The organism is Serratia sp. YWN4, assembly GCF_055790845.1.
In genome coordinates this window covers 1159041-1185832 of the sequence record NZ_CM147696.1, presented here as the reverse complement: position 1 = coordinate 1185832, position 26792 = coordinate 1159041, and the positions used below count along the sequence as shown (strand labels likewise).

General features: G+C 51.6%; 24 protein-coding genes and 2 pseudogenes. 16 read left to right on the top strand and 10 right to left on the bottom strand.

Annotated elements, in window-relative coordinates; all coding sequences use genetic code 11:
* Positions 1-96: 96 nt before the first annotated feature.
* Entirely contained in the window at positions 97-1572 is a 1476-nt protein-coding gene (locus ACX9GT_RS05530; RefSeq protein WP_473190179.1) for a tetratricopeptide repeat protein, read from the bottom strand.
* A 271-nt stretch (positions 1573-1843) separates the two neighbouring features.
* Positions 1844-2338, bottom strand: a complete 495-nt coding sequence (locus ACX9GT_RS05525; protein WP_473190178.1) for a calcium-binding protein — start codon at positions 2336-2338, stop codon at positions 1844-1846.
* 46 nt (positions 2339-2384) lie between these two features.
* Between ACX9GT_RS05525 and ACX9GT_RS05520 the strand changes: the two genes are divergently transcribed.
* Positions 2385-3416, top strand: coding sequence for an IS630 family transposase (locus ACX9GT_RS05520; protein ID WP_473187389.1), 1032 nt, complete (start codon positions 2385-2387; stop codon positions 3414-3416).
* On the opposite strand, the gene ACX9GT_RS05515 is transcribed toward ACX9GT_RS05520, so the two are convergent.
* Both ACX9GT_RS05515 and ACX9GT_RS05510 read right to left on the bottom strand, forming a co-directional pair.
* The gene (locus ACX9GT_RS05515) at positions 3328-4263 is read right to left on the bottom strand and encodes a M10 family metallopeptidase C-terminal domain-containing protein (protein ID WP_473190177.1); all 936 of its coding nucleotides are present in this window, start codon (positions 4261-4263) and stop codon (positions 3328-3330) included. The two genes, ACX9GT_RS05520 and ACX9GT_RS05515, sit on opposite strands and share 89 nt — an antisense overlap.
* A 168-nt stretch (positions 4264-4431) precedes the next feature.
* Positions 4432-4738 (bottom strand): annotated as a pseudogene (locus ACX9GT_RS05510) (transposase domain-containing protein); the annotation flags it as partial.
* A gap of 395 nt (positions 4739-5133) precedes the next feature.
* Here ACX9GT_RS05510 and ACX9GT_RS05505 point away from each other — a divergent pair.
* Positions 5134-5787: an acyl-homoserine-lactone synthase gene (locus tag ACX9GT_RS05505; protein WP_473190176.1), complete on the top strand. Its 654-nt coding sequence runs from the start codon at positions 5134-5136 to the stop codon at positions 5785-5787.
* On the opposite strand, the pseudogene ACX9GT_RS05500 reads toward ACX9GT_RS05505, so the two are convergent.
* Positions 5765-6331: pseudogene (locus ACX9GT_RS05500) on the bottom strand (helix-turn-helix transcriptional regulator); the annotation flags it as partial. The gene ACX9GT_RS05505 and the pseudogene ACX9GT_RS05500 overlap by 23 nt on opposite strands.
* 70 nt (positions 6332-6401) lie before the next feature.
* On the opposite strand from ACX9GT_RS05500, the gene ACX9GT_RS05495 reads away from it, so the two are divergent.
* Positions 6402-7610 carry an IS256 family transposase gene (locus tag ACX9GT_RS05495; protein ID WP_473187481.1) on the top strand — a complete coding sequence of 403 codons (1209 nt, stop codon included), beginning with the start codon at positions 6402-6404 and terminating at the stop codon, positions 7608-7610.
* Between the two features lie 273 nt (positions 7611-7883).
* On the opposite strand, the gene ACX9GT_RS05490 is transcribed toward ACX9GT_RS05495, so the two are convergent.
* Positions 7884-8924: an IS630 family transposase gene (locus tag ACX9GT_RS05490; protein WP_473189911.1), complete on the bottom strand. Its 1041-nt coding sequence runs from the start codon at positions 8922-8924 to the stop codon at positions 7884-7886.
* A gap of 136 nt (positions 8925-9060) precedes the next feature.
* On the opposite strand from ACX9GT_RS05490, the gene ACX9GT_RS05485 reads away from it, so the two are divergent.
* Positions 9061-9453, top strand: coding sequence for a hypothetical protein (locus ACX9GT_RS05485; protein WP_473190175.1), 393 nt, complete (start codon positions 9061-9063; stop codon positions 9451-9453).
* Positions 9454-9946: 493 nt separating this feature from the next.
* On the opposite strand, the gene ACX9GT_RS05480 is transcribed toward ACX9GT_RS05485, so the two are convergent.
* Positions 9947-10429 (bottom strand): RidA family protein, encoded by a 483-nt coding sequence (locus ACX9GT_RS05480; protein ID WP_473190174.1) that lies wholly within the window; start codon positions 10427-10429, stop codon positions 9947-9949.
* 137 nt (positions 10430-10566) lie between these two features.
* Entirely contained in the window at positions 10567-11160 is a 594-nt protein-coding gene (locus ACX9GT_RS05475) for a DUF2913 family protein (protein WP_473190173.1), read from the bottom strand.
* Between the two features lie 213 nt (positions 11161-11373).
* On the opposite strand from ACX9GT_RS05475, the gene pepP reads away from it, so the two are divergent.
* The 7 genes from pepP (at position 11374) to ACX9GT_RS05440 (ending at position 20978) form a co-directional block, all read left to right on the top strand.
* Positions 11374-12687 carry a Xaa-Pro aminopeptidase gene (gene pepP, locus ACX9GT_RS05470; protein ID WP_473190172.1) on the top strand — a complete coding sequence of 438 codons (1314 nt, stop codon included), beginning with the start codon at positions 11374-11376 and terminating at the stop codon, positions 12685-12687.
* A 1-nt stretch (position 12688) separates the two neighbouring features.
* Entirely contained in the window at positions 12689-13867 is a 1179-nt protein-coding gene (gene ubiH / locus ACX9GT_RS05465) for a 2-octaprenyl-6-methoxyphenyl hydroxylase (protein ID WP_473190171.1), read from the top strand.
* Between the two features lie 45 nt (positions 13868-13912).
* Positions 13913-15115: an FAD-dependent 2-octaprenylphenol hydroxylase gene (ubiI, locus tag ACX9GT_RS05460; protein WP_473190170.1), complete on the top strand. Its 1203-nt coding sequence runs from the start codon at positions 13913-13915 to the stop codon at positions 15113-15115.
* Between the two features lie 533 nt (positions 15116-15648).
* Complete coding sequence (gene gcvT / locus ACX9GT_RS05455; protein WP_473190169.1) at positions 15649-16746, top strand: glycine cleavage system aminomethyltransferase GcvT; 1098 nt, start codon at positions 15649-15651, stop codon at positions 16744-16746.
* Between the two features lie 29 nt (positions 16747-16775).
* Entirely contained in the window at positions 16776-17162 is a 387-nt protein-coding gene (gene gcvH, locus ACX9GT_RS05450) for a glycine cleavage system protein GcvH (RefSeq protein ID WP_473190168.1), read from the top strand.
* Positions 17163-17253: 91 nt separating this feature from the next.
* On the top strand, positions 17254-20133 hold the full coding sequence (gene gcvP / locus ACX9GT_RS05445; RefSeq protein WP_473190167.1) for an aminomethyl-transferring glycine dehydrogenase: 2880 nt from the start codon (positions 17254-17256) through the stop codon (positions 20131-20133).
* Positions 20134-20231: 98 nt separating this feature from the next.
* Entirely contained in the window at positions 20232-20978 is a 747-nt protein-coding gene (locus tag ACX9GT_RS05440; RefSeq protein WP_473190166.1) for an SDR family oxidoreductase, read from the top strand.
* A 32-nt stretch (positions 20979-21010) separates the two neighbouring features.
* Here ACX9GT_RS05440 and ACX9GT_RS05435 read toward each other — a convergent pair whose 3' ends face one another.
* Positions 21011-21619, bottom strand: coding sequence for an HD domain-containing protein (locus tag ACX9GT_RS05435; protein WP_473190165.1), 609 nt, complete (start codon positions 21617-21619; stop codon positions 21011-21013).
* Positions 21620-21814: 195 nt separating this feature from the next.
* On the opposite strand from ACX9GT_RS05435, the gene trhA reads away from it, so the two are divergent.
* The gene (gene trhA / locus ACX9GT_RS05430; protein WP_473190164.1) at positions 21815-22489 is read left to right on the top strand and encodes a PAQR family membrane homeostasis protein TrhA; all 675 of its coding nucleotides are present in this window, start codon (positions 21815-21817) and stop codon (positions 22487-22489) included.
* 39 nt (positions 22490-22528) lie between these two features.
* Here the strand turns inward: trhA and ygfZ are convergent, their stop codons facing one another.
* Positions 22529-23521 carry a tRNA-modifying protein YgfZ gene (gene ygfZ / locus ACX9GT_RS05425; protein WP_473190163.1) on the bottom strand — a complete coding sequence of 331 codons (993 nt, stop codon included), beginning with the start codon at positions 23519-23521 and terminating at the stop codon, positions 22529-22531.
* Between the two features lie 416 nt (positions 23522-23937).
* Here ygfZ and sdhE point away from each other — a divergent pair, with 416 nt between their 5' ends.
* Genes sdhE through creC form a run of 4 tightly spaced genes read left to right on the top strand, consistent with a single transcriptional unit; the run spans position 23938 to position 26717 of the window.
* Positions 23938-24204 carry an FAD assembly factor SdhE gene (sdhE, locus tag ACX9GT_RS05420; RefSeq protein WP_473190162.1) on the top strand — a complete coding sequence of 89 codons (267 nt, stop codon included), beginning with the start codon at positions 23938-23940 and terminating at the stop codon, positions 24202-24204.
* Positions 24185-24607 carry a protein YgfX gene (locus tag ACX9GT_RS05415; RefSeq protein ID WP_473190161.1) on the top strand — a complete coding sequence of 141 codons (423 nt, stop codon included), beginning with the start codon at positions 24185-24187 and terminating at the stop codon, positions 24605-24607. Before sdhE ends, ACX9GT_RS05415 begins: the two co-directional genes overlap by 20 nt.
* Complete coding sequence (gene creB / locus ACX9GT_RS05410) at positions 24607-25302, top strand: two-component system response regulator CreB (protein ID WP_473190160.1); 696 nt, start codon at positions 24607-24609, stop codon at positions 25300-25302. The genes ACX9GT_RS05415 and creB overlap by 1 nt, the downstream gene beginning before the upstream one ends.
* Positions 25299-26717, top strand: coding sequence for a two-component system sensor histidine kinase CreC (gene creC / locus ACX9GT_RS05405; RefSeq protein ID WP_473190159.1), 1419 nt, complete (start codon positions 25299-25301; stop codon positions 26715-26717). Before creB ends, creC begins: the two co-directional genes overlap by 4 nt.
* Positions 26718-26792 lie beyond the last annotated feature (75 nt).

The following is a 26792-nucleotide window of genomic DNA, read 5'->3' as shown; positions in this document are numbered from 1 at the left end:
GTTTAACTTTATTAATGTTTAAATGAACATCCCGAGTACGGCGGCTCTCAAGGCCAGTAAGCAGCATATGTATAGTTTTTCATGTCTAGGAGCGCCCTATACCAGCAAGGCACGTTGCAGGCGGGCAATGACGGCTGACCAGTCTTTCTCACCGTATTCCTGTGAAAACAATCGGGTATTGGAATACCATGATGAATCTTCCCTGTGTGCCTGCCAACGCCAATCTCTTGCCGTTGCAGCCAACATGACCCAGCAGGGTTTCCCCATCGCCCCTGCCAGATGGATCACCGACGTATCCACACCGATAACCAGATCCAATTGCTCGATAACCGATGCTGTATCAAGGTAGTCGTTAAACATGGCACCGAATGGGCGCAACTGTGGCCATTCAGCCACCTCATCTTCGCCAGCCCCTTTTTGCAAGCTCACCCATTCTATATCAGGTAACTCCAGCAGCGTGGCTAACGCAGATAGATGCGGCAGTGAGCGGTTGCGATCGTTGGCATGTCCAACAGCCCCTTTCCACACCAGCCCCACCTTCAGTTTGTTGCCAGCCAGTGTCCAACGGGCATCATGAGCCTTATCGCAGTAAAGATAACGGCCTTCTGGTGCAAAAGGTTGAGATGAAGCGATAAAATGCTGCGGCAGATCCAGCAGCATGCTCCAACAGTCGAAGGCAGGGAGCGGTTGTTCGTCCGCCACCACTAAGTACTCGTCCAGGCCCGGAAGCTGACTGATTAAGGGACGCAGAGCGTTACGCCCAATCATGATGACTCGCGCGGCCTGCTTTTCGGCCTTTAAGCGTGTCAGATAACGGCAGAACTGGATTTCATCTCCCATTCCTTGTTCTGTTTTTACTAAAATCGTCTTGCCTGCCAGACTTTCACCCTGCCAATAAGGCTGTTTTAATTCCGGTAAAGCAAAGAAGCGTTTCGTATTGTTAGCAGCATAGCGGGATTGATAGCGTCGCCAGCCCTCGGCATACTGGCCTTTCTGCAACAGCACCATACCTAATGAAGTATTACAACGCTGGTCGTCAGGCCGTATTTTCAGTACTTGACGCATCTCACGTTCGGCATCATCCAGCCGCCCTATATACGCTAATACGGCACTCATACCGTAACGTGCTTCGGTATAATCTGGCATTGCTTGTAAAGCGTGTTGGTACTGCACTAGTGATTCATCGTAGCGCAGCGTTTTGTCCAGTAAAATGGCATAGTTATTATGGCATGCATCGTAACCGGGATGCGCTTTCAGCGCCGCAAGGTAATACTGTTCCGCGTCGTCAAGGCGGCCTGCGTCGTAATGAGTAAGCCCCAGCCCATTCAGCATCCCAGCATCTTGTGGCATGAGACGCAGCCCGCGTTGATAATAACGCACTGCCTCTTCAAGCTGACCATTTCGCCGCGCCAGACGAGCAGCCTCATGAATAAACCAAACGTCATTAGGTGCAAACAGTAGACGAGCGCGAATTTTTCTCCAGGCTTCCTCTTTTCTTCCCTGTTGAATCAACTGCGTCAATAACTGTTGCTGACGCAGCGCATCGCTGCCGCCATTGTTTTTTACCCGCATAGCATTTCCCTGCAACCGTAAAGGAATAATTTCTTAATCTCAAGTTTACATTATGCTTACCGTGCTTAAAAGCTCCCCCCAGAACTCTGCCTCAAAATCCTACTCCCATTAAATCAGCATCTCAGTATAATAAACACTTGGAGTATCAACCACAGGACAAGATATAAATTTTATTCTTACTCCTATGGAGGAAAGTTTTATGAGCTTAATTTTAAGCTCTCGTTTAACCTCACCATGCTGATAATTTAATTAACGTAGCCACGAAAACCGACTATATGACAGATCCAAAATTCAGTGAGAGATACTCATCAATGATAGATGTGTTACCTGACGACGGAGGTAACTTACCTTGCATTATCCCCACTAAATCCTCAACCTGATGGATATTTAATGACTTCCCATCGGCAGTGTTTACACTCTCTAGCTTTCCATTACTAAAAACAGGATTGTTACCATTATCAAACCAATGGTGTATCGTTATTTTATCAGAGGAATTCAATATTGAAATAACAAGATTGTCGCTATCCCCCGTAAAACCTTTAACACGACCAAACCAAAGTTGGTCTAAATCAATATTATTTAAAATTAATGTATCTACATCACCTTTCCCAAAGGTGTCATTGTTATACTCCCAGATGACATCTTGCCCATCCCCCTTATTAAAGATATAAGAGTCACTACCATTATAACCTTGTAGCGTATCATTTCCTTTACCTCCAATTATTATATCATTGGCATAGATGCTGCCATTTATACCCGTGATCATTGAAGATGCTTGATTTTGTTGATGAAGAGGATCATGCTTTCATCCCATGAAGATATTTATCACCGCTGAGCAAAAAATCGAACTCGAACGCCGGCATGATTCCAGCCGGGACAAACACGTTTGCGATCGTATTAAAGCCGTACTTCTCGCCTCCGAAGGTTGGAGTTCGGTCATGATTGCTCAGGCTCTGCGCCTGCATCAGACCACTGTTGACCACCATATCAGCGAATATCTGAATAAAGGGAAGTTGAAACCCGAAAATGGTGGCTCTGATGGCATGCTCAGCACAGAAAAAACCGAACAGCTTATCAGCCACTTAACTCAACATTTATTCCATCATACTGTCCAGATTGTGGCCTACGTGGCACAAAAATGGGGTGTCATATACAGCGTCCCAGGAATGAACAAATGGCTGCACCGGCATGGCTTCAGCTATAAGAAACCCTCAGGCGTACCCCATAAATTCAGTGAAGAGAAACAGCAACAGTTCATTGAATATTATGAAGAATTAAAAGTTGCCACGAGAGGTGAACCGATCCTTTTTCTGGATGCAGTGCATCCGACTCAGGCGACAAAACTGAGCTTCGGCTGGATAAAAAAAGGGGAAAAAAAGACTGTTGAAACAACAGGAAGCCGTACTCGGATGAACATTCTGGGCGCGCTGGATCTGAATGATGCTGCCCATCCAGTCATTCATGATTACGAAACGATTAATGAATACACTATCTGTCAATTTTTCAATGAGATAAGAACATGTTATCCCGACTATAAGCAGCCAATTCATATTATTCTGGATGGCGCGGGGTATAACAAAACAAACCTGGTCAAAGATTGGGCATTTGTCTGCAATATAAAATTGCATTCCCTGCCACCTTACAGCCCCAACTTGAATCCCATAGAACGGTTATGGAAGCTGATGCACGAATGTGCAAGGAACAACCGTTACTTTGCCAGTAAGCCTGATTTCCGAACGGCTATATTTAACTTTTTTACGACAACGCTCCCTGAGATGGCGGGTTCATTATCGTCCCGGCTGAATGACAATTTTCAGGTGCTAAAGCAAGCGTCTTCAAGTTAATCGGGTATATTGAGTTATTCAAATCATTCCCTATCAATGTAGCCTGAGAATTATTGAATGCCAGCATGTTATTCATTCTGAAATTTTCAACATTCTCTGGCAGATAAAAAGATGTATTCGCATAAATACCTCCTGAAAACTCAATAACATCCCATAATCCACTGTTCTCATCTTCGTGAATTTCATAATTGGCATTAGCTTCACCTATTACGTATCTATCATCACCACTCCCACCAAAAATATAGTTGATGCTATTGCTTTCTATATAAATAACATCATCACCATCACCCCCACTTAATGTATTTATTCCTGAACCACCGTAGAGAATGTCATTACCCTTCCCACCATAGAGAGTATCATTACCATTGTTCCCCTTGATGATGTTATTTAATTCATTGCCATATATAACATCATTACCTTGAGTTCCGTTGACATTCTCTATATTTGCACCATAGGCTATGCCAATGGCGTTTGTCCCATCATAGGCTATTGAATTTAAGTATGATTTTTCCGGGGCAAGCTTAGAGACATCAACATATATTGAACTGCGAACCCCTCCATTAAGATTAATAACCGATCCAAGATTAAAGGCACTGAAATCAAGCGTGTCATTACCCCCACCATCCCAAATAGTATCAAAGAAATTGAGTTTCCCTGGTGTGTATTTATAGGTTGTGTCATCAGCATTGAAGGTATGATTTTCGCCATAGATATATTGCAAAGCCTGGATATCAAGAATACCATAACTAATGGCTTTTGCTTCTCCTAGATATACTCCATTAGAATCATATAAAGCCGTTCTTTCTTGCGGGCTATGTAAAGAGTTCCATATTTGATTATAGGACATGTAGAAAGTCGATGGTCTGGCCTTAAGTATCCACCGCGCGGTACAGATACTTCTACTGGCCTTTGATTTTTGATGTAGGTTTCTGACGACGCCTTAGTGCGACACAACCCCCTACTGTCAACAATAAGGAAAAGCCGGTGACATCACGCCCTGGCTACCGGGCAAGCTTTACCCCCGGAGAACAGGGTATTTACCGGTGAGAACCACGTTCCATGGCAGGCGATCAGCCACCTTATTTTGGATGACCATTTCGGTCGCACGCTCAGGATATACCTCAGGTAAGCCTCTGGATCGATACCGCTCAGTTTGCATGTGCCGATCAGCCCATACAACAGTGCTCCGCATTCGCCACCATGATCACTACCGAAGAAGATATAATTCTGTTTGTCCAGGCAGACTGCCCTCACGCCCGTTCGGTAGCGTTGTTGTCGGGCTCTGCCAATCCATCATTACTGTAATAACATAGCGCATCCCAGGTGGCTCCGTCGGTGACGACAGTGATCCCCAACCGATCCCCTTCGTAATACGCCATCGTCTGTTGGGCAATCCCCAACTATTCGGGCAATTGCTGTTGGTCAAGGTGACCGTACCTGAACAAAATATGGCCATTCAAGCCGTATCCCTCTACATTATTGCGTGTCCTTAACGCCGATAGACCGATCTCGTATGACGGTTATTCACAGATATATCGCGTCCCGTTCACTGCTGCCTCCACAATACTTTCAGATTGATATCACTGGTGTACAAAGGCAAGGAAAAAGAGCAAAATAGCAAAAGTATTTCAGAGGGGTTAACCGTCAAAGAAGTATTACTGGATAGGATAATCTAACGAGTTTAATATGGAGCATTAAGGGACTTAGCGGAGGAAATATGTTAGAGATATTCGATATCAATTACACTTCATTATCAGATAAAAAATCAGAAGAGTTGTTTACTCTCAGAAAAGAGACCTTCAAAGATCGTCTTAACTGGGCAGTGAACTGTATTGATGGTATGGAGTTTGATGAGTATGATAATCACAATACTAACTACTTGTTTGGTATAAAAGACAACACTGTGATTTGTAGTCTACGATTCATTGAAATGAAACATCCCAACATGATTGCAGGAACATTCGCACCTTATTTTAAGGGTTTTACTCTTCCAGAAGGAAACTATATTGAATCCAGCCGATTCTTTGTCGATAAAATCCGAGCAAGAAAGGTGGGATGTAGCCAATATCCTATCAGTACACTTTTCTTTTTAGCGATGATCAATTATGCAAGAGAGTTCAGCTACGATGGGATATTGACGATTGTCAGTCACCCGATGTTGACCATACTGGAACGCTCCGGTTGGGGAGTCTCGGTGATTGAGCAAGGTGTATCAGAAAAAAACGAAAAAGTGTATCTGCTGAACTTACCCGTTGATACCAAAAACCAAAATGCGTTAATCGAGCGAGTTCAACGCACAGTCAGCGTTGAAAAAAGCAGACTAGCATCGTGGCCCCTGGTTTGTTCACTCATGACGGAGAAACTGGCTTGATAAGTTGTAATTCGATGCCAAGGCGTATCGCATGTTTGGCATTTAATACGCCTAATTTTTTTACGGCATTACCAATATGAAACTTTATCGTCGGTACTTTGATGTCCAGAATAAGTGCAATTTCCGAATAGGTTTTCCCCATGCTGGCCCAATACAGGATCTCATTTTCCCGCTCTGACAGAATATCTTTATCATTTGATAAACCATGATGGGTGCTTTTAATCATCTCTCTATATAGGGAGATGATTTTCTCATGCACAGTAATCAGCAACGCCTGCAAGCTGTCTTTTTTCTCTTCTATTTTCTCTTCTATCTCTATGATTTTTATTTCATCCATCATAATGGACAACATGGCAAGATTATTGTTATGATCATGCAACACAAAAGTATATCCATTAATAATGTTATATTTTTTTGACAGATTGAAAATATTTGAAAAGTTATGAAGAGAGTTGAGCGACAGGTTTTCATCCCATGAGAAAGAAGAGACTCTATTGAGCGCGTTGAGTACAACAGGGTCTATATGTTGATAGTTGTTTGCTTGAGACTGTAATTTAATTTGTGTAATTGCCTGTTTTTGATATGTTCTTCCTGACAATGGAGACAGGCAAATTATGGACGAAAAGAAACTTAAGGCACTCGCTGCTGAGCTGGCCAAAGGCATTAAAACCGAAGCCGATCTCAATGCGTTTTCTCGTATGTTGACCAAGCTCACCGTCGAAACCGCCTTGAATGCCGAGCTGACTGACCACCTCGGCCATGAAAAAAACACCCCTAAAAAAGGCTCGAATGCCCGTAACGGTTACTCGTCTAAAACGCTGCTCACTGATGATGGTGAGTTCGAGCTGAATACACCCCGTGACCGTGAAGGCTCCTTTGAGCCCCAACTGATAAAGAAAAACCAGACGCGTATCACGCAGATGGACAGCCAGATTTTATCCTTATATGCCAAAGGGATGACGACGAGGGAAATCGTCTCCACGTTCAAGGAGATGTACGATGCCGACGTGTCACCCACGCTGATATCCAAAGTCACCGATGCCGTTAAAGAGCAGGTTACCGAGTGGCAAAACCGGCCACTGGACTCACTGTATCCCATTGTTTACCTTGACTGTATCGTGGTGAAGGTGCGTCAAAATGGCAGCGTCATCAACAAGGCCGTGTTCCTTGCCCTGGGCATCAACACCGAGGGTCAGAAAGAACTTCTGGGTATGTGGCTGGCAGAAAATGAAGGGGCGAAGTTTTGGCTCAACGTATTGACTGAGCTGAAAAATCGGGGTCTTCAGGATATCCTGATTGCCTGCGTCGATGGCCTGAAAGGCTTCCCCGATGCGATAAACAGCGTCTATCCGCAAACCCACATCCAACTGTGCATTATCCACATGGTACGCAACAGCCTGAAGTACGTGTCGTGGAAAGACTACAAAGCGGTCACCAGCGGGTTGAAAACAGTGTACCAGGCCCCGACAGAGGAGGCGGCCCTGATGGCGCTGGACAAGTTCGCAGGCGTCTGGGATGAGAAATACCCGCAAATCAGCAAAAGCTGGCGTACTCACTGGGAAAATCTCAACACGTTCTTCGGCTATCCAGCGGATATCCGCAAGGCGATCTACACGACCAACGCAATCGAGTCGCTGAACAGCGTGATCCGGCAGGCGATTAAAAAGCGTAAAGTGTTCCCGACAGATGACTCGGTGAGAAAAGTGATTTATCTGGCGATCCAGGCGGCGTCGAAAAAATGGAGTATGCCGATCAAGAACTGGCGGTTGGCGATGAGTCGTTTTATTATCGAATTCGGTGACCGCTTAGACGGTCACCTTTAATACGTTGGCAGTTACACAGAATTATGGACAGGCTCCTTAATTTATCTAAACCGATAACCTACCGTATTCAAAAGACCGATGACAATAACGGTCAGTTTTATATTAACGTTTACGGTTTATAACACATAGGCGGCTGTCCATTGGATGGCCGTCAGTTTATTGATGCCCACCTGTCTGTCTGCCTGCATTTTACTCCCCCGCCATTTAACTTGAGAGCAATCATATGCAAACCTATTATGTAGAAGGTAATGTTTACTATCTAAATAACTGCGCCTAATACCGCTCCACTTTTGCCAAGCCAGGTTTATTGCCTGGGAATGGTGAAGCAGCTTTCATAAACTGGCCCACGTTTTTCAGCAGTTGCCACATCGTCCGGCAACGGTGATTACGTGTCACTGTTTCATGTAATGCCAACCACAAGAGCTCTATCCTGTTTACCCATGGTGAGTAAACAGGCTGATAAATAACAATAAACTTCGGGTTGTTCTTCAACCAGCCCAAGGTTTCTTTACTCTTGTGAATGATGTAATTATCGACAATCAGCGTAACAGTTTTGGCACTTCGGTAGGTGCTTTTCAGCTTGCGCAACAAACTAATGAATAAGCCTGAGTTTTTGTGTGTTCCACTGACATAATCAACTCTACCGGTTCCTGCATGAAGGGCTCCCGCGAGATAATGTTTTTCATTCTTACCCGGTGTCGGGATGCGTTTCTGTTGACCCTTTTTCTGCCAGTCTGCACCTATTTTAGGGTTTAAGTCGATATCCACCTCGTCTTCGTAAAAGACAGGATGTTCAGGACTGTTATTTTTCAATGCGGTATCGATAGCTGCCAGTTTCTCCTCTTTATCAGGATCTTTGATATGTAATGTCGGGGCCGCTCTGCGCCACACAATCCCAACCCTTGGCAACCAGCGACGAAGTGAGCCAGGGTGTAACGTCGAGTTAAATAACTTATTAATTTCAATCGTTAACATCTCAGTGCTCCACCGAGAGCGCAGATAACCAAAGTCCTGAGGAGAACGCTGAATGAGCAAATCAAGCATCTTCAACATTGCCTCAGTAGGCCATTTTATGGGACGTCCAGGTGAGAGACTTTTCAATCCTTCATAGCCGCATAATGTGAACAAATTGACCCATCGCCCGACAGAGGAACGGGCGGCACACAAGGTTTTGGCCACGTAAGTAGACGTTTCGCCACGGTGTAACATCAACATGGCGATAAGGCGTCTGGCATGATTTTTATCTGGTGTTTTCTGGATGATTTTTTGCATCTGGCGTCGTTCATGTCGGGGGATGGGTGCTATGATCGGCATTGCTCAGTCCGGTTGTGAGGGTTTGTGATGTTTGGCGATTGATCAGATCGCTCAAACCGGATTGAGTTCCCTTCAGTGATCTACTATTAGGCGCAGGTATTTAGATTTTTCAGTACCTCTGTCATTAAAGATGCCAGTGTTCGAGCTTGAAGTGAATATATTCACCGATAACCCGGAAATGATAGATGAAAGTCAGTTACCCGGATTTAACCGTGATGTTTTCTATAACACGATATCTTCGGCAGAAGAGTATGAATCGCATGGTCACTACGTGGATTTAAATATCATCATCATAGACAGCCAGGAAAGTGAAAAGTTGATTGATATTGCCAGCGCATCAAAAACCATCAATTTTATTCTGGTGCATCCAGACTATCATTTAACGAGGGATATTCCAGACGCGCATTTTATTCCCTGTTGGGATAATCCATCGCGTGTGTTGTATCATGCGGTCTGTGCTGCATTTTATACCGGTGTGCTTTGTAACCTGTCCAATGTTGATTGCGGTGATACGCCATGCTCCCAATAAAAACCAAACTCATTGCCGTAGTTATCATCGTCATTATTACTATTGCTTTTTTATGGCTATTGCAATCAGAAGATGACGCTCCCGAAGTCCCCCCTACAAGCAATAACACCTTTTACGTTCAATCGAACTCACCGGGGGAATGCCGGGCAATCATTACCCCGATATTGGATGGTAAAAAACCGGCACCCAGTGAAATCCCTTGCAAAGTGCAATTGAGAGCAAAGAAGTAAGCGACCCGTTTGAAAAGTGAATGCCTGCCTGTCTGAGTGGTGCAGGCTTGTACTTCGCCATTCACTATTCAGCAATCACTTTTGCCCAATAGCCAACCTACCACCATGCGCAGCCCACACGCAGCCGAGTAGTGTTGATCTGCATTGCGTTGCCAGTTGCATACGTTGATAGGTTTAAGGCGTCTAACTGGCTTACAAGCGCTGTCTCGGCCCGATCTCTGCTAAAACCTCGTTAACAAGCCATATTCCGATTCTGAGTTAGATCATAGAAGTTCTAGCTCAGCTTCAATCTCTACAGGGACATTCCATGGTAGACCCGCGACACCAATCGCAATTCGTGAATGAGAGCCTATTTCCACTCCGAAAACATCTTCAATGAGTTGAGATGCAGGGTTGATTACTTTTGGAAAATCAACAAAGCCTTGTGACGAATTCACCATACCAGAAACCCTGATCCAAGCGGCGATACGGTCCAAGTCACCTAACTCTCTTTGCAGGCTGGCAAATATGGACAGCATGGTTAAATGAGCTGCCGTTTGTGCTTCTTCGATTGAAACAGCGTCACCGACCTTACCAAATGGCCCAACAATTTGACCCTGTTGGTCAATCGGCACATGACCAGATACGAGAACTCGCTGGCGGCGCACGCGTATAAACACCGCTGGGATCTTAATCCCTGGAGGTAAAGTCCAAGGCTGCGGTAGTTCAATATTGAGTTGTGACAAACGCTCTTTGATACTCATCATGTTCCCTCATAGAAAGAGTTGGTACTGCTACGAGTTATCTAATATCACATCAATCAGCAGATTTAACGTGTCTAATTGGCGTACAAGCGCTATCTCGGCCCGATCTCTGCTAAAACCTCGTTGATAAATGGTCAACGTTAAGGCGTGAGTGTCACCACATTATCTAGGCAATCAGCGGTTAGGCTGCTGGCTGTCAACGCATCAACAGCAGTTTGCGTATCACCCGCGATCTTGAATGCAAGCGGTGTAATCAAACACCCTTCACTGGTGAAAGCTGATTGTAATGCAGCCCTGATCACATAAAGCGCAGACCCAACAGAAGTAGCTTCATCCAGCGCCCCAGAATCCCATTCAGCAGGCGTTACCAACTCGTTACGCCAACCCAATGCTTTGAGGTTTTCAAGTGTATAGGTCAGCCTAAAGAGGTCACTTTGTTGCCGTGGGTCGCCGTTGCATGAGTGCCAAACATACCCAAGATGAGATTTAAGCTTAGCCCCTATACCTTGTTTACGGCCCTTATCCAACAGCAGTTGAATATCAATCGCCACTGTTTTGGGAAAACGCTTCTGCTTTTGAGCAGTAGCCAGCCAGCGGACGATAAAAAGGTGCTCTGCCATTGGAGAAGCTACAGCACCATCCTGAACAGCGGTCTTTAACGCAACAAGCGCATAAAAAGCGAGGTGGGCAAGGTCGTGGGTAGTTTGGTCGGGAGGTGTTGCAATTGATGCCACTAAGCTGGGTAGAATTGATGCTGATGGTATCCACGCATGATGGTACTGGCAACCTCAAATGAGTGAGGGTAAGCTAAGTAAACTTGCTGATAGCTGTTAATCTATCGCCATCAGTAAATCATTCAAAATCAGATGGTTAAATAAGTATAGGTCAAAATTGAACTTTATAAAAAACCATCTAAAAACATGATTTAAATCAATGAGGATAATTTATTGACTCAGCAGGAATTTCACAACCGCCGTCAGGCGCTGTTGGCGAAGATGGCTCCGGGCAGCGCAGCGATTGTTTTCGCTGCCCCGGAAGTGGCACGCAATGCGGATTCTGAATACCCTTATCGTCAGAACAGTGATTTCTGGTATCTGACCGGTTTTAACGAGCCGGAAGCCGTGCTGATTCTGGTAAAAAGCGATGAAACTCATAATCACAGCGTCCTGTTCAACCGGGTACGCGATCTGACGGCAGAAATCTGGTTTGGCCGCCGTTTAGGGCAAGAGGCCGCGCCAGCAAAGCTGGGCGTGGATCGCGCCTTGGCATTCAATGAGATCAACGAGCAGTTGCACCTGTTGCTCAACGGCCTGGACGTGGTGTATCACGCACAGGGGCAATATGCTTATGCGGATGAAATCCTGTTTGCTGCGCTGGATAAGTTGCGTAAGGGCTTTCGTCAGAACCTGCAAGCTCCGGCGACCATGACCGATTACCGCCCGTGGCTGCATGAGATGCGCCTGTTCAAATCGCCGGAAGAAGTGGCCGCTATGCGCCGTGCCGGTGAGATCAGCGCGCTGGCCCATACCCGCGCGATGGAAAAATGCCGCCCAGGGATGTTCGAATATCAGTTGGAAGCAGAAATCCTGCACGAACTCGGCCGTCTCGGCGCGCGTTATCCTTCTTACAACACCATCGTCGGCAGCGGTGAGAATGCATGTATCCTGCATTACACCGAAAACGAATGCGCAATGCGCAATGGCGATCTGGTGCTGATTGACGCGGGTTGTGAATATCGTAGTTATGCCGGTGATATCACCCGCACCTTCCCGGTCAACGGTAAGTTCAGCAAGCCGCAGCGTGCGGTGTATGACATCGTGCTGGCGTCGATCAACCGCGGCTTGGAGATATTTAAACCGGGGATCAGCATCCGCGAGGTGAACGATCAGGTGGTGCGCATCATGATCGCTGGCCTGGTTGAACTGGGCGTGTTGAAAGGTGAGGTGGATCAGCTGTTTGCCGAACAGGCGCATCGCCCGTTCTTTATGCATGGCCTGAGCCACTGGCTGGGGCTGGATGTGCATGACGTTGGTCACTACGGCTCCCCGAGCCGCGATCGTATTCTGGAACCGGGAATGGTGCTGACGATCGAGCCTGGCCTGTATATCGCACCGGATGCCGACGTGCCGCAGGAATACCGTGGCATTGGTATCCGTATCGAAGATGACATTCTGATTACCAAAGACGGCAATGAAAACCTCACTGCCAGCGTAGTGAAGGATCCTGACGCGATCGAAGCCCTGATGGCGGCGGCGAGATAGCATGAGCATTATTATTGTTGGCGGCGGGATGGCGGGCGCAACGCTGGCGTTGGCGATTTCATCCCTGACTCAGGGCAAGGTGGCGATCGATCTGGTTGAGGCAACTTGGCCCGAAGATGGTGCTCATCCTGGTTTCGATGCCCGAGCCATCGCTCTGGCGCAGGGAACCTGCCAGCAGTTAGCGCGTATTGGTATCTGGCCCGCGCTGCGCGACTGCGCCACGGCGATTACCCATGTGCACGTCAGCGATCGCGGCCATGCCGGGTTTGTGAATCTGCATGCGCAGGATTATCAGGTTGACGCGCTGGGGCAGGTGATTGAACTGCACGATGCCGGGCAGCGGCTGTTTGCGCTGCTGGCGAAAGCGCCAGGCGTCACCTTGCATTGCCCGGCTAAAGTGGTCGATGTGCTGCGTACCGTTACCCATGCTGAAGTGCTGTTGGATAATGGGCGGCGCTTAAGCGGGCAACTGTTGGTGGCGGCGGATGGTTCACGCTCGGCATTGGCGCAGGCCTGTAATATACAGTGGCAGCAACGTGATTATCCGCAGTTTGCGACCATCGCCAACGTCACTACCGCACAAGCGCCGCAGGGGCGAGCCTTTGAGCGCTTTACCCGTTTCGGGCCGCTGGCGCTGTTGCCGATGTCGCAGGGGCGCAGTTCGCTGGTCTGGTGTCATGCCAGAGCAGATCGGGCGCAGGTGGATAGCTGGGACGATGCGCGTTTCCTTAGGGAACTACAGCAGGCGTTCGGCTGGCGGTTGGGAAAAATACTGCAAGTGGGCCAGCGCCACAGTTATCTTTTAAGTCTATTGATGGCGAACCAGCATGTCAGCCACCGCTTGGCGCTGGTGGGGAACGCGGCGCAGACGCTGCACCCGATCGCCGGGCAAGGTTTCAACTTGGGCCTGCGCGACGTGATGTCGTTGGCAGAAACGCTGGCAGCAGCGGCACAGGCCGGTGAAGATCTGGGGGCTTATGAGCTATTGAGCCGTTATCAGCAGCGGCGGCAGCAGGATCAGCAGGCGACCATTGGCGTAACCGACGGTTTGATCCGCTTGTTTGCCAACGACTATGCTCCGCTGGTTGCCGGGCGTAATCTGGGGCTGATGGCGATGGAGCAGTTACCGGCGGTGCGTGACGCTTTCGCCAAACGCACCTTGGGCTGGGTTGAGCGCTAAATTTCCCGTTTTTGGGCGTCCGCTAATTTAAGGAATTAAAGCAGCATGCAATCGTTTGATGTGATTATCGCCGGTGGCGGTATGGTCGGGTTGGCGCTGGCCTGCGGTTTGCAGGGCAGTGGCCTGCGCGTGGCGGTGCTGGAACAGCGGCAGCCGGAAAACTCGCCGTTGCAGGAGCTTCCGGCGCTGCGCGTCTCCGCCATTAATGCTGCCAGCGAGCGCCTGCTGCAACAGATTGGCGTGTGGGATGACATTCTCAACCTGCGCGCCAGCGCGTATAACGCGATGGAAGTGTGGGATCGCGACAGCTTCGGCAAGATCGCCTTCCGGGGCGATGAATGTGGTTTCAGCCATTTGGGCCATATTATTGAAAATGAGGTTATCCAGCAGGCGTTGTGGAAAAAGGCACAAGCGCTGGCCGAGGTAACGCTGATCGCCCCTGCGGCGTTGAAACAGGTGGCCTGGGGCGAGAATGACGCCTTTATCACGCTGGAAGATGGCCGGATGTTGACCGCCCGCTTGCTGGTGGGTGCCGATGGCGCCAATTCCTGGCTGCGCCAGCATGCCGATATCCCGCTGACCTTCTGGGATTACCGCCACAGCGCACTGGTGGCCACTATCCGCACAGAAGAACCACATTTTGCCACGGCGCGCCAGATTTTCCACGGCGACGGTATTCTGGCCTTCCTGCCATTTAACGATCCGCATCTGAGCTCAATTGTCTGGTCGGTAGCACCAGAAGCAGCCGAACGGCTAAAGCAGCTTGAACCAACAGCGTTTAACCGCGAACTGGCCATGACCTTCGATATGCGTTTGGGCAACTGCGTGCTGGAAAGTGAACGCCTGACCTTCCCGCTCACCGGGCGTTATGCCCGCAGCTTCGCCGCCCATCGTCTGGCGCTGGTGGGGGATGCGGCGCACACCGTGCATCCGCTGGCAGGGCAAGGGGTGAATCTGGGCTTTATGGATGCCGCCGAACTGATATCCGAACTTAAACGCCTGCAACGTCAGGGTAAAGACATCGGTCAACACCTGTATCTGCGCCGCTATGAGCGCCGTCGCAAACATGGTGCAGCGGTGATGTTGGCCAGTATGCAAGGGTTCCGCGAACTGTTTGCCGGTAATAACCCAGCTAAAAAGTTACTGCGCGACGTTGGATTGCGCTTGGCAGACAGCCTGCCGGGCGTGAAGCCCAAGCTGGTACGCCAGGCGATGGGCCTGAATGATTTGCCCGAGTGGTTGGTTTAATTTCTGTACCGAGGCCAGATTCCTGGCCTCTTCGTATTTCCCCCGCATTAAAATTTGTCCGGTCAGATAGCCATTGCTTTCTTTTATCTCCCCTTCATTTGAAAAATTCTAATTTCGGTTACTTTTTACCATTACTTTTTCTAATCTCATGGTTGGCAATGAAAAACCAAAACCCTCCGGCTGACCGCCTGTTTGTTACATAACTTCGGATTTATACCGCTTTAATTGTGTCTTTTGTGCCTTTAAGCGCAGTTTTCCAGTGTAAAACTCTGCACACTAGCGTGGCAATTTACGGAGCTTGAACGATGTTGAGTATATTTTAACTTATGGTTAACGCGTTCGTTCGGTGGTAAGTTCAAGGTCAAGGTATCGTTTGCGTCGTGCTGGTTTGCTGCTTATGCCAGCACGGCAATGTGTATTGAGCAGTCAGCGTGCGCCACGCAATCAGGCCCGTAAGACGTTCCACGAGCCACACCTGCCTCATTGCGTAGCAACACCCTGTCTTCGGCTTTTTGAGTGGAAAGAGGGAAAAGATGACAAAGCAAACCCCACTGTACGATCAGCACGTGGCGTGCGGTGCGCGCATGGTCGATTTTCATGGCTGGATGATGCCGCTGCATTACGGCTCTCAGCTTGATGAGCACCACCGGGTGCGCCAGGATGCGGGCATGTTTGATGTTTCCCACATGACCATTGTGGATCTGCACGGTGCCCGCACTCGCGAATTTCTGCGTTATCTGCTGGCGAATGATGTCGCCAAACTCACTCAATCGGGCAAAGCGCTGTATAGCGGCATGCTGAATGCGTCCGGCGGCGTGATTGACGATCTGATCGTTTACTTCTTCACCGAAGATTATTTCCGCCTGGTGGTGAATTCCGCCACGCGTGACAAAGACTTAGCCTGGATCGAACAACATGCTGCGCCCTACGGCGTTGAACTGACGGTGCGTGACGATCTGGCGCTGATCGCGGTGCAAGGCCCGCAGGCCAAAGAGCGTGCCGCCACCTTATTTACCCCGCAGCAAAAGCAGGCTGTGGAAGGCATGAAGCCCTTCTTTGGTGTGCAGGCTGGGGATCTGTTTATCGCCACCACCGGTTACACCGGTGAAGCGGGCTATGAAATTGCCCTGCCAAAAGAGCGGGCGGTCGATTTTTGGCAGCAACTGCTGGCCGCTGGCGTCAAGCCCGCCGGGCTGGGGGCGCGTGATACTCTGCGCCTGGAAGCCGGTATGAACCTGTACGGGCAGGAAATGGACGAGGGGATCTCGCCGCTGGCCGCCAATATGGGTTGGACTATCGCCTGGGCACCGCAGGATCGCCAGTTTATCGGCCGTGCAGCGTTGGAACAGCAGCGTGAGCAGGGCACTGAACAGCTGGTTGGTTTGATCATGACGGAAAAAGGCGTGTTACGTAATGAATTGCCAGTACGTTTCACCGATGCAGCCGGTCTGGTGCATGAAGGTGTGATTACCAGCGGCTCCTTCTCACCGACCTTGGGCTATAGTATTGCGTTGGCGCGTGTGCCTGCCGGTATCGGCGAGCAGGCGGTGGTACAGATCCGTAACCGGGAAATGCCAGTAAAAGTGACTAAACCTGGTTTTGTGCGCGCCGGTAAGTCCCTGATCAATTAGTTTCTATTTTTTGAAGGAGTAGCAGGTCAATGAGCAATGTGCCAACAGAACTGAAATACGCCGCATCCCATGAGTGGGTGCGTGATGAAGGCAACGGCGAATACGTGGTGGGGATCACCGAACACGCGCAGGAGCTGCTGGGCGATATGGTATTTGTCGATCTGCCGGAAGTGGGCGCCACCGTTTCTGCCGGTGATGATTGTGCCGTCGCGGAGTCCGTGAAGGCCGCTTCGGATATTTATGCGCCAATCAGCGGTGAAGTCATTGCCGTCAATGGCGATCTGGAAGCCTCCCCGGAACTGGTCAACAGCGAGCCGTATGGCGATGGCTGGTTGTTCCGCATCAAGGCTTCTGACGCAGCAGAGTTAGACGATCTGCTGGATGCCGATGCATACCAGGCTTCTATCGACGAGTAATAAGTTCAACGCCCCGCATGTGACTCCACAAGGGGCGTTTTGCAGTTCAGGCTAGATCCCGTACCCCGCAAGCATTCAGGAATTCGTAGCAATGACCCAGACACTCAGCCAACTTGAACACAGCGAAGCGTTTATCGAACGCCACATTGGCCCTTCTGCGCAGCAACAGCAGCAGATGCTGGATGCAGTGGGCGCACGCACGCTCAGCGCGCTTATCCAACAGATTGTGCCAGCAGACATTCAACTGCCTGGGCCACCGCCGGTGGGCGATGCGGTCACTGAACATCAGGCATTGGCCGAGCTGAAGGCGATTGCGGCGCAGAATCAGCGCTACAAATCCTATATCGGTATGGGCTATAGCGCGGTGCTGACGCCGCCGGTGATCCTGCGCAATATGCTGGAGAACCCAGGCTGGTACACCGCTTATACCCCTTATCAGCCGGAAGTATCGCAGGGCCGTCTGGAGGCGTTGCTCAATTTCCAGACTGTGACGCTCGATCTTACCGGGCTGGATCTGGCTTCCGCCTCGTTGCTGGATGAAGCGACGGCCGCCGCAGAATCAATGGCGCTGGCGAAACGCGCCAGCAAGCTGAAAGACGCTAACCGTTTCTTTGTGGCTGACGACGTGCACCCGCAAACGCTGGACGTGGTGCGCACTCGTGCCGAAACCTTCGGTTTTGAAGTGATCGTCGATAAACCGGCGAAAGTGCTGGAGCTGCAAGGCGTGTTCGGCGTGCTGCTGCAACAGGTGGGCACGACCGGGGAACTGCACGATTACAGCGCTCTGCTGGCTGAATTGAAGAACCGCAAAATTATTACCAGCATGGCGGCCGATATCATGGCGCTGGTGCTGTTGACTGCCCCAGGCAAACAAGGTGCGGACGTGGTGTTCGGCTCTGCACAGCGCTTTGGCGTGCCGATGGGCTACGGTGGCCCACATGCGGCGTTTTTCGCCTGCCGTGATGAATTCAAACGCTCCATGCCGGGCCGGATCATCGGTGTTTCCCGCGACGCTGCCGGTAACACCGCGCTGCGCATGGCGATGCAGACCCGCGAGCAACATATTCGCCGCGAAAAGGCTAACTCGAATATCTGTACCTCGCAGGTGCTGCTAGCCAATATCGCCAGTCTGTATGCGGTGTATCATGGCCCGCAGGGTTTGCAGCGTATCGCCGGGCGCATCCATCGCCTGACCGATATTCTGGCCGCTGGCTTGCAACAAGCCGGTCTGCAACTGCGCCATAAAACCTGGTTCGATACTCTGACCGTGGAAGTGAAAGACAAGGCGGCGGTGCTGGAGCGTGCGCTGAGTTTTGGCATCAACCTGCGCACCGACATTCGCGGCGCAGTGGGCATCACGCTGGATGAAGCCACCTCGCGCGAAGACGTGCAGGCGCTGTTTGCGGTGTTGGCGGGGGATAACCATGATCTGGATATCGATGCGTTGGACGCGGCAGTCAGCAACGGTAGCTCATCAATCCCGGCGGCGATGCTGCGTAAAGATCCGATCCTCACCCATCCGGTATTCAACCGTTACCACAGCGAAACTGAGATGATGCGCTATATGCATCGCCTGGAGCGCAAAGATCTGGCGCTGAATCAGGCGATGATCCCGCTGGGCTCCTGCACCATGAAGCTGAATGCCGCGGCGGAAATGATCCCGATCACCTGGCCTGAATTTGCCGAACTGCACCCGTTCTGCCCGCCAGAGCAGGCAGCCGGTTATCAGCAGATGATTGGTCAACTCTCGCAATGGCTGGTGCAACTGACCGGCTACGATGCGGTATGCATGCAGCCGAACTCCGGCGCGCAGGGTGAATATGCCGGTTTACTGGCGATCCGCCGTTATCACGCAAGCCGTAACGAAGCGGGCCGTCATATCTGCCTGATCCCAAGTTCCGCGCACGGCACTAACCCGGCTTCTGCCCAGATGGCGGGTATGAGCGTGGTGGTGGTGGCCTGTGACAAGAATGGCAACATCGATCTGCACGATTTGCGGCTGAAGGCCGAGCAAGCAGGGGACGAACTCTCCTGCATCATGGTGACCTACCCATCGACCCACGGCGTGTATGAAGAAACCATCCGCGAAGTGTGCCAGATCGTGCATCAGTTCGGCGGCCAGGTGTATCTCGATGGCGCCAACATGAATGCCCAGGTGGGGATTACCACGCCGGGCTATATCGGTGCTGATGTCTCACACCTCAACCTGCATAAAACCTTCTGTATCCCACACGGCGGCGGCGGTCCAGGTATGGGGCCGATCGGTGTCAAAGCACACTTGGCCCCGTTCGTTCCTGGCCACAGCGTGGTGCAGATCGACGGCGTGACCACGCAGCAGGGCGCAGTCTCTGCCGCACCGTTCGGCAGTGCCTCGATTCTACCGATCAGCTGGATGTACATTCGCATGATGGGGGCGGAAGGACTGAAGCAGGCCAGCCAGGTGGCGATCCTGAACGCCAACTACATCGCGACCCGCCTGAAAGAGGCTTATCCGGTGCTGTATACCGGCCGCGATCACCGCGTGGCGCACGAATGTATTCTGGATATCCGTCCGCTGAAGGAAGAAACCGGCATCAGCGAAATGGATATCGCCAAACGCCTGATCGACTACGGCTTCCATGCACCAACCATGTCGTTCCCGGTTGCGGGCACGCTGATGGTGGAGCCGACCGAGTCGGAAAGCAAAGTGGAGCTGGATCGCTTTATTGATGCGATGCTGGCGATTCGCGGCGAGATTGACCGAGTGCATAAAGGCGAATGGCCGCTGGCAGATAACCCGCTGGTTAACGCGCCGCACATTCAGGCCGAACTGGTCAGCGACTGGCAGCATGCTTACAGCCGTGAACTGGCGGTATTCCCTGTTGCCGGTGTACGTGAGAACAAGTACTGGCCGAGCGTGAAGCGCCTTGATGATGTTTATGGCGATCGCAATCTGTTCTGCTCTTGCGTGCCGATGAGCGAATACCAATAACACGATCCGTCAAATGAACGAGCGAGGGGCACTGCATGATGCGGTGTCCCTTTTTTATTGCCGCATGTCGGTATTGGCTTAAAGAGCAAGGAGCAAATATGACGAAAGTGGTATTAGTCACCGGCGCCAGCCGTGGCATAGGCCGCGCGACGGCATTATTACTGGCCCAGAGAGGTTATGCGGTCGGCGTGAACTATCTGCAAGATCACGCTGCGGCGGAGCAGGTCGTCGCGCAGATCCGTGAGCAAGGTGGCAAGGCGCTGGCGCTACAGGCCAATATTGCCGAGGAAGACGAGGTAGTGGCGATGTTTTCTGCCTTGGAACAGGCGCTTGGCCCCATAGATGCACTGGTGAATAACGCCGGTATTCTGTTCCAACAGACAGGGATTGAGCAACTCACCGCCGAGCGTATCAATAAGGTGCTAACCACCAACGTCACCGGGTATTTTCTCTGCTGTCGCGAAGCGGTAAAACGTATGGCGCTACGGCATGGCGGGCGGGGCGGGGCGATCGTCAACGTTTCCTCTGCTGCGGCACGTTTGGGATCTCCGTGGGAGTATATCGACTATGCGGCGTCGAAAGGGGCGGTGGATACGCTGACCACCGGTTTGGCGCTGGAAGTGGCGGCGCAGGGGATCCGCGTCAACGGCGTGCGGCCGGGTTGTATCTATACCGAGATGCATGCCAGCGGCGGTGAACCGGGGCGGGTGGATCGCGTTAAAACGGCGTTGCCGATGCAGCGCGGCGGCCAACCGGAAGAGGTGGCCGAAGCGATTGCCTGGCTGCTTTCCGATGCGGCCTCTTACGTGACCGGCAGCTTTATTGAGGCCTCCGGCGGGCGCTGAATCAGCAAGGGCACCATCGGTGCCCTTGTCTATTATTTTAACCAGCCTTTGCGCTGCGCATCCTGTAAATGTTGGTGCAGATGCTTCCACAACTCTGGATGGATATCGGCAATCATCGCATTGCGCGCCAGCACCTGTTCCAGACTGATGTCGTTCTCTACCCAGCTTTGGCCTTTATTATGCAGGTTCATCAGCATTGGCAGGCTGCGATCCAACACCAGCGCAAAGCGGGCATCGGCGCTTTCGCCGTCTTCATATTCCTGCCACAACGCGGTGAAAGACTCACGCTGAGGCTCCGGCAGTAAGCCAAACAGGCGTTTCGCTGCCGCCACTTCCTGATCGTGGATCGCTGCACGTGCAGCCAGATCGTAAACCATCACATCACCGGCATCGATTTCGACGATGTCGTGCAGCAGGGCCATCTGGATCACGCGCTGAATATCGACCTCTGCACTGGCATAAGGGGCCAGGCTTAAGGCCGCAATGGCAAAATGCCAACTGTGTTCGGCCGAGTTTTCCTGCCGTTGACTGCCCAGCACTTTGGTACGGCGCTGAACATCTTTCAGTTTGTCGATTTCCATCAGGAATTGGATGACTTGAGTCATGGAGCCAAAATCTAAGGCGGGTACAGCGGATGACATGGGGCGAACCTCGAGGTTAGTAGCGGGAAAAACCCGCTGATTGTAGCTCAGCGTGCCGATAATTTCGACGCTTGTGCGGTGTTACAAGCGTTCACAGTTTTATTTTAGCGTACACGTGTACACTGAAATTATTCTCAGTTAAGCTCTTTTGCGATAATTTCAAACAATATTGGCTGCTTTGAGGGTTTGCGCATTATGGGTAAAGCGGATGAAATAAAGACCGAGTCTGATAAGCTGGCTGGCACGGTTTATCCATGGGCTGAAGAGATTGCGAACAGCATCAGCCACGGCATTGGGTTGGTTCTGGGGATTGTCGGTTTGGTGCTGTTGCTGGTTCAGGCGGTGAACACCGGTGCTGATGTGACCGCCATCACCAGCTACAGCCTGTATGGCGGCAGCATGATTCTGCTGTTCCTGGCTTCCACCCTGTATCACGCCATTCCCCATCAAAAGGCCAAACACTGGCTGAAAAAATTCGACCACTGCGCCATTTATCTGCTGATTGCCGGAACCTATACGCCTTTCCTGCTGGTGGGGTTGGACTCACCGTTAGCGAAAGGGTTGATGGTGGTGATCTGGGGGCTGGCGCTGTTCGGCGTGATCTTCAAACTGGCATTTGCGCACCGCTTTGAGGTGCTGTCGCTGGTGACCTATCTGACCATGGGCTGGCTGTCGCTGATCGTGATCTATCAGCTGGCTACCCGGCTGGCGATCGGCGGCGTAACCCTGCTGGCCGTCGGTGGTGTGGTGTATACGCTGGGGGTAATTTTCTATGCCTCGAAGCGTTTTCGCTTCGGCCACGCCATCTGGCACGGTTTTGTGCTCGGTGGTAGCCTGTGCCATTTCTTGGCGATTTACCTGTACGTCTAAGCCAAAGTGCCGCAGGTATTGTACCTGCGGCTGATTCAGTTACTTTTCTTCCGCCAACGAGTACGGCAACGGTTTGATAGCCAACTGGCTGCCCGCTTCTTCCCGCACGCGCAATACGCTATCGGCATCCAGATCGTTATTCAGTATCGCCTGCACCCACAGCGTGCCGTTATCCAACGCGCTTGCCGCTAAAACGGTGCCGGTACGCCGCCAATTTTCGCCCAGTTGCAGTTCCAGATCTTCACCTGCCACCGGTACTCGCTCAGCATTGCCTTCCAGCCAATACAGAGCGCGCTTGTTGGCACCGCGGAACTTGGCGCGTGCTACCATTTCCTGCCCGGTATAACAGCCTTTGCTGAAGCTGATGCCTGCCAGCGCCTGTAGGTTGGTGGCCTGCGGCACCAACTGCGCGCTGTTGGCTGCGTCAATTACCGGGTAACCCGCTTCTATATCCAGCGCCAGCCACTGTTGGCTGTTGTTCAACGCGGCATTGCCATCAAGTTTGGCGCTAAGCTGACCCGCGATTTCTGCACTGGTGATCAGCAGAAACCGTTCTGCCGGCAGGGCAAAGTGCAGTAAGGTGGTATCCCCATTTTGCACTACCTGCTGCTCTGCATCCGGCAGGGTCGTGAATATTTCCGCCAGTGCAGCTCGTGCCTGCAAACCCGCCACGCCCAGCAGCACGGCATCATTATCCGCTGCGATGGTCACTTTGGAGAATACGGCGTATTTCTTGATCTCCGCCAACTGGCTATCCAGCACGCTGCGGCGCTCCAGATAGGCAAAGCCTTCACCGTAATGGAACAGACGCAGGTTGCTCCACATCTTGCCTTTGGCATCGCAATGGCCGCACAGCACATGTTGATCGGCCGCCAGTTTATCGATATCGGCCGTCACCTGGCCCTGAAGGTATTTCACCGTATCCGGCCCGTTAAGCCGCACCAGCGCCCAATCTTCTAACGAGATCAGCGTCAGTGGCAGTTGGGCAGAGGCGGAGGGTTGACGAGGTGGAAAAGGAATATTGAACGCCATAATGAGTTCCTGCTTCATGTACACAAAATAATTCGAGTTGCTTGTAGGCGGCAAGCACTGGAGACCCCAGGAGCATAGTCCACTATGTGACTGGGGCGACAGAGCGTAGCCAACACCCAAGCAACTTGAAGTGTGAAGTGTATATTCAGATTGCCTGAAAGGGTTAACAGCATGGTAAAAGAGGTGGCTCTGTTTGCAAACAGTTATTACGACGCAGTGCTTTTTTTGACATTTTTGCGCTTTAGATCGGAGAACTGCCTTTCCGGCGAGTATGTCAAATTGTTACCCTATATACTTACGGCCAACGATAACTCTTCGTGAACCGATGGAATTATATTGCGCGCGTGTTGCCATACAGAGTGTCGGTTGAACCCTGCGTTGGCAAAACATGCCGAAAAGAGGTTAGTCATAACAACATGGATATTAATAACAAAGCACGCATTCACTGGGCCTGTCGCCGTGGGATGCGTGAGCTGGACATTTCGATCATGCCGTTCTTCGAGTACGAATACGATACGTTGAACGACGAAGACAAAGCACTGTTTATTCGCCTGCTAGAGAATGACGATCCCGATTTATTCAACTGGCTGATGAATCATGGCGCTCCGCAGGACAAAGAACTGCAGAGAATGGTCTCCCTGATCCAAACGCGAAATAAAGACCGTGGCCCAGTGGCGTTGTGATGTCCGCATTTCCTGGCGTACCCAGTTATTCTCGCTGCTGACCCATGGCGCACTGATACTCCTGATCCTGATCTCGCCTTGGCCAGAAGGCTATGGCCCGGTCTGGCTGGTGTTGCTGACGCTGGTGGTATTTGAATGCATTCGTAGCCAGAAGCGCATTGGATCCAGGCAGGGAGAGCTGCGGTGGCTGGCGGAGCGGCGGGTTGAGTGGCGTGGTCAAGAATGGCTGATGCTGAAAAAGCCCTGGATGCCGGGGTTTGGTGTTTTGCTGACGTTACAACAGGTTAACGGCAAGAAACGCCATCGGCTGTGGCTGGCTTCAGACTGCCTGAGCAAGTCTGAATGGCGCCATCTGCGCCAGTTGTTGCTGTCTGCGCAATCCGCTGAGAGCGAGAGCCAATAATGAAACCGCTGCTCTGGCTGGTGGAAGATGAGCCCAGCATTGCTGATACGCTGATTTATACCTTAGAGAGCGAAGGTTTCCAGGTGCGTTGGTTTGAACGCGGTGAACCCGCGTTGTTGGCTTTGCAGCAAGGGGCACCGGCGTTGGCGATCCTCGACGTCGGCCTGCCCGATATCAATGGTTTTGAACTTTGCCGTCGGCTGTTGGCGCAGGCGGCAGATTTACCCATTCTGTTCCTTACCGCGCGCAGCGATGAGGTCGATCGTCTGATTGGCTTGGAAATTGGTGCCGATGACTATGTCGCCAAACCCTTTTCCCCGCGTGAAGTCAGCGCCCGCGTCAGGACCATCCTGCGGCGGCTGCAAAAGCAACAGCGCTTGCAACAGCCTGCCTTGTATCAGTTTGGTGCTTTTACCCTCGACGAAGAGGGCGCGGCTATCTGCTATCACCACCAACCGTTACCGCTGACCCGCTACGAATTCCTGCTGCTGAAAACCTTGCTGTTGGCACCAGGGCGGGTGTTTTCGCGTCAGCAACTGATGGACAGCGTTTGGGCGCAGGCGGAAGAGAGCCTGGATCGCACCGTCGATACCCATATTAAAACGCTGCGCGCCAAACTGCGGGTGATTGATGCCGGGGAACCGCCGATCCATACCCATCGCGGGTTGGGCTACAGCGTGAGCCGCCAGCCATGAGGATCGGCCTGCGCCTGCTGTTAGGGTATTTCCTGATTGTGGCGGTGGCCGGTTATTTCGTCTTGAGCATTTTCGTGCAGGAAGTGAAACCGGGGGTACGGCGCGCCACTGAAGGCACGCTGGTGGATACTGCTAATTTGCTGGCGCAGATCGCACGCTTGGATATGAAACGCGGCGATGCCGCTTACGGCCAACTGGCGCAGGCGTTTGCCCAGCTTAATCAGCGGCCGATTGGTGCCAATATTGCCGGGATCCGCAAAGATCGTAATGAATACCGCGTTTATCTGACCGATAGCCGTGGCAAGGTGATTTTTGATTCCGGCGGCCAGGCTTTGGGGCAGGATTACTCGCGCTGGAATGACGTTTATCTAACGCTGCGCGGCCAGTACGGTGCCCGCAGTACGCGCATGATCGCGGATGATGAAAACAGCTCGGTGATGTACGTGGCCGCTCCGGTGATCGAGCAGGGGCAGATTATTGGCGTGCTGAGCGTCGGCAAACCGAACAGCAGCATGACGCCGGTTATCCGGCGCAGCGAGCGGCGGATCCTGCTGGCGGGGGCGGTGCTGCTGGGGATTGCTCTAGCTATTGGATTGGGGTTTGTCTGGTGGATTAACCGCTCGATTAACCGCCTAGTACGCTACGCCAACGGTGTGGCGCAAGGCGACGCCGTTCCGCTGCCGCACATGGGCAGCATTGAGTTGACACAGTTAGCGCGGGCGTTGGAAAGCATGCGCATGAAGCTGGAAGGCAAAGCCTATATCGAGCAATACGTACATACCTTGACCCATGAATTGAAAAGCCCGCTGGCGGCGATTCGCGGTGCGGCCGAACTGTTGCAGGAAATGCCACCACCGGCAACGGCCAAACGTTTTCTGACCAACATCGAACAGCAGAGCGCCCGCATCCAGCAATTGGTCGATAAACTGCTGGTTCAGGCACGATTGGAAAGCCGACCGGGCCTTGAGTTGACTCTGGTGGCATTAGAGCCGTTATTGCGGCAGGTGATTGCTGGCAAAGAGGCACAGGCCGCACAGCGCGGTGTCACGCTCCGCGTTGGGGAACTGGCCGAAACCACTCTGACTGGCGATGCTTTTCTGCTTAGCCAAGCGTTGAGCAACCTGCTGGATAATGCACTGGATTTTACCCCGGCGGGTGGAACCATCAGCATTCAAGGGGCGCGGTTGGAACAGCACTACCAGATCACCGTCAGCGATACCGGCAGCGGTATCCCAGATTACGCGCTGGACAAGGTGTTCGAACGTTTTTATTCGCTGGCACGCGCAGATAAACCCAAAAGCAGCGGCCTGGGGCTGAACTTTGTGCAGGAAGTGGCGCGCCTGCACCGTGGCACCATCCGTTTGCACAACCGGCAACCGCATGGGGTGGCGGCAATTTTCACTTTATCAGTCTGACTTCACCTTCCCTTCACATAACCACATTCTGTTTTCACTTGCCGGTTTTATCGTTGCGTCATTACCTACAAGGAG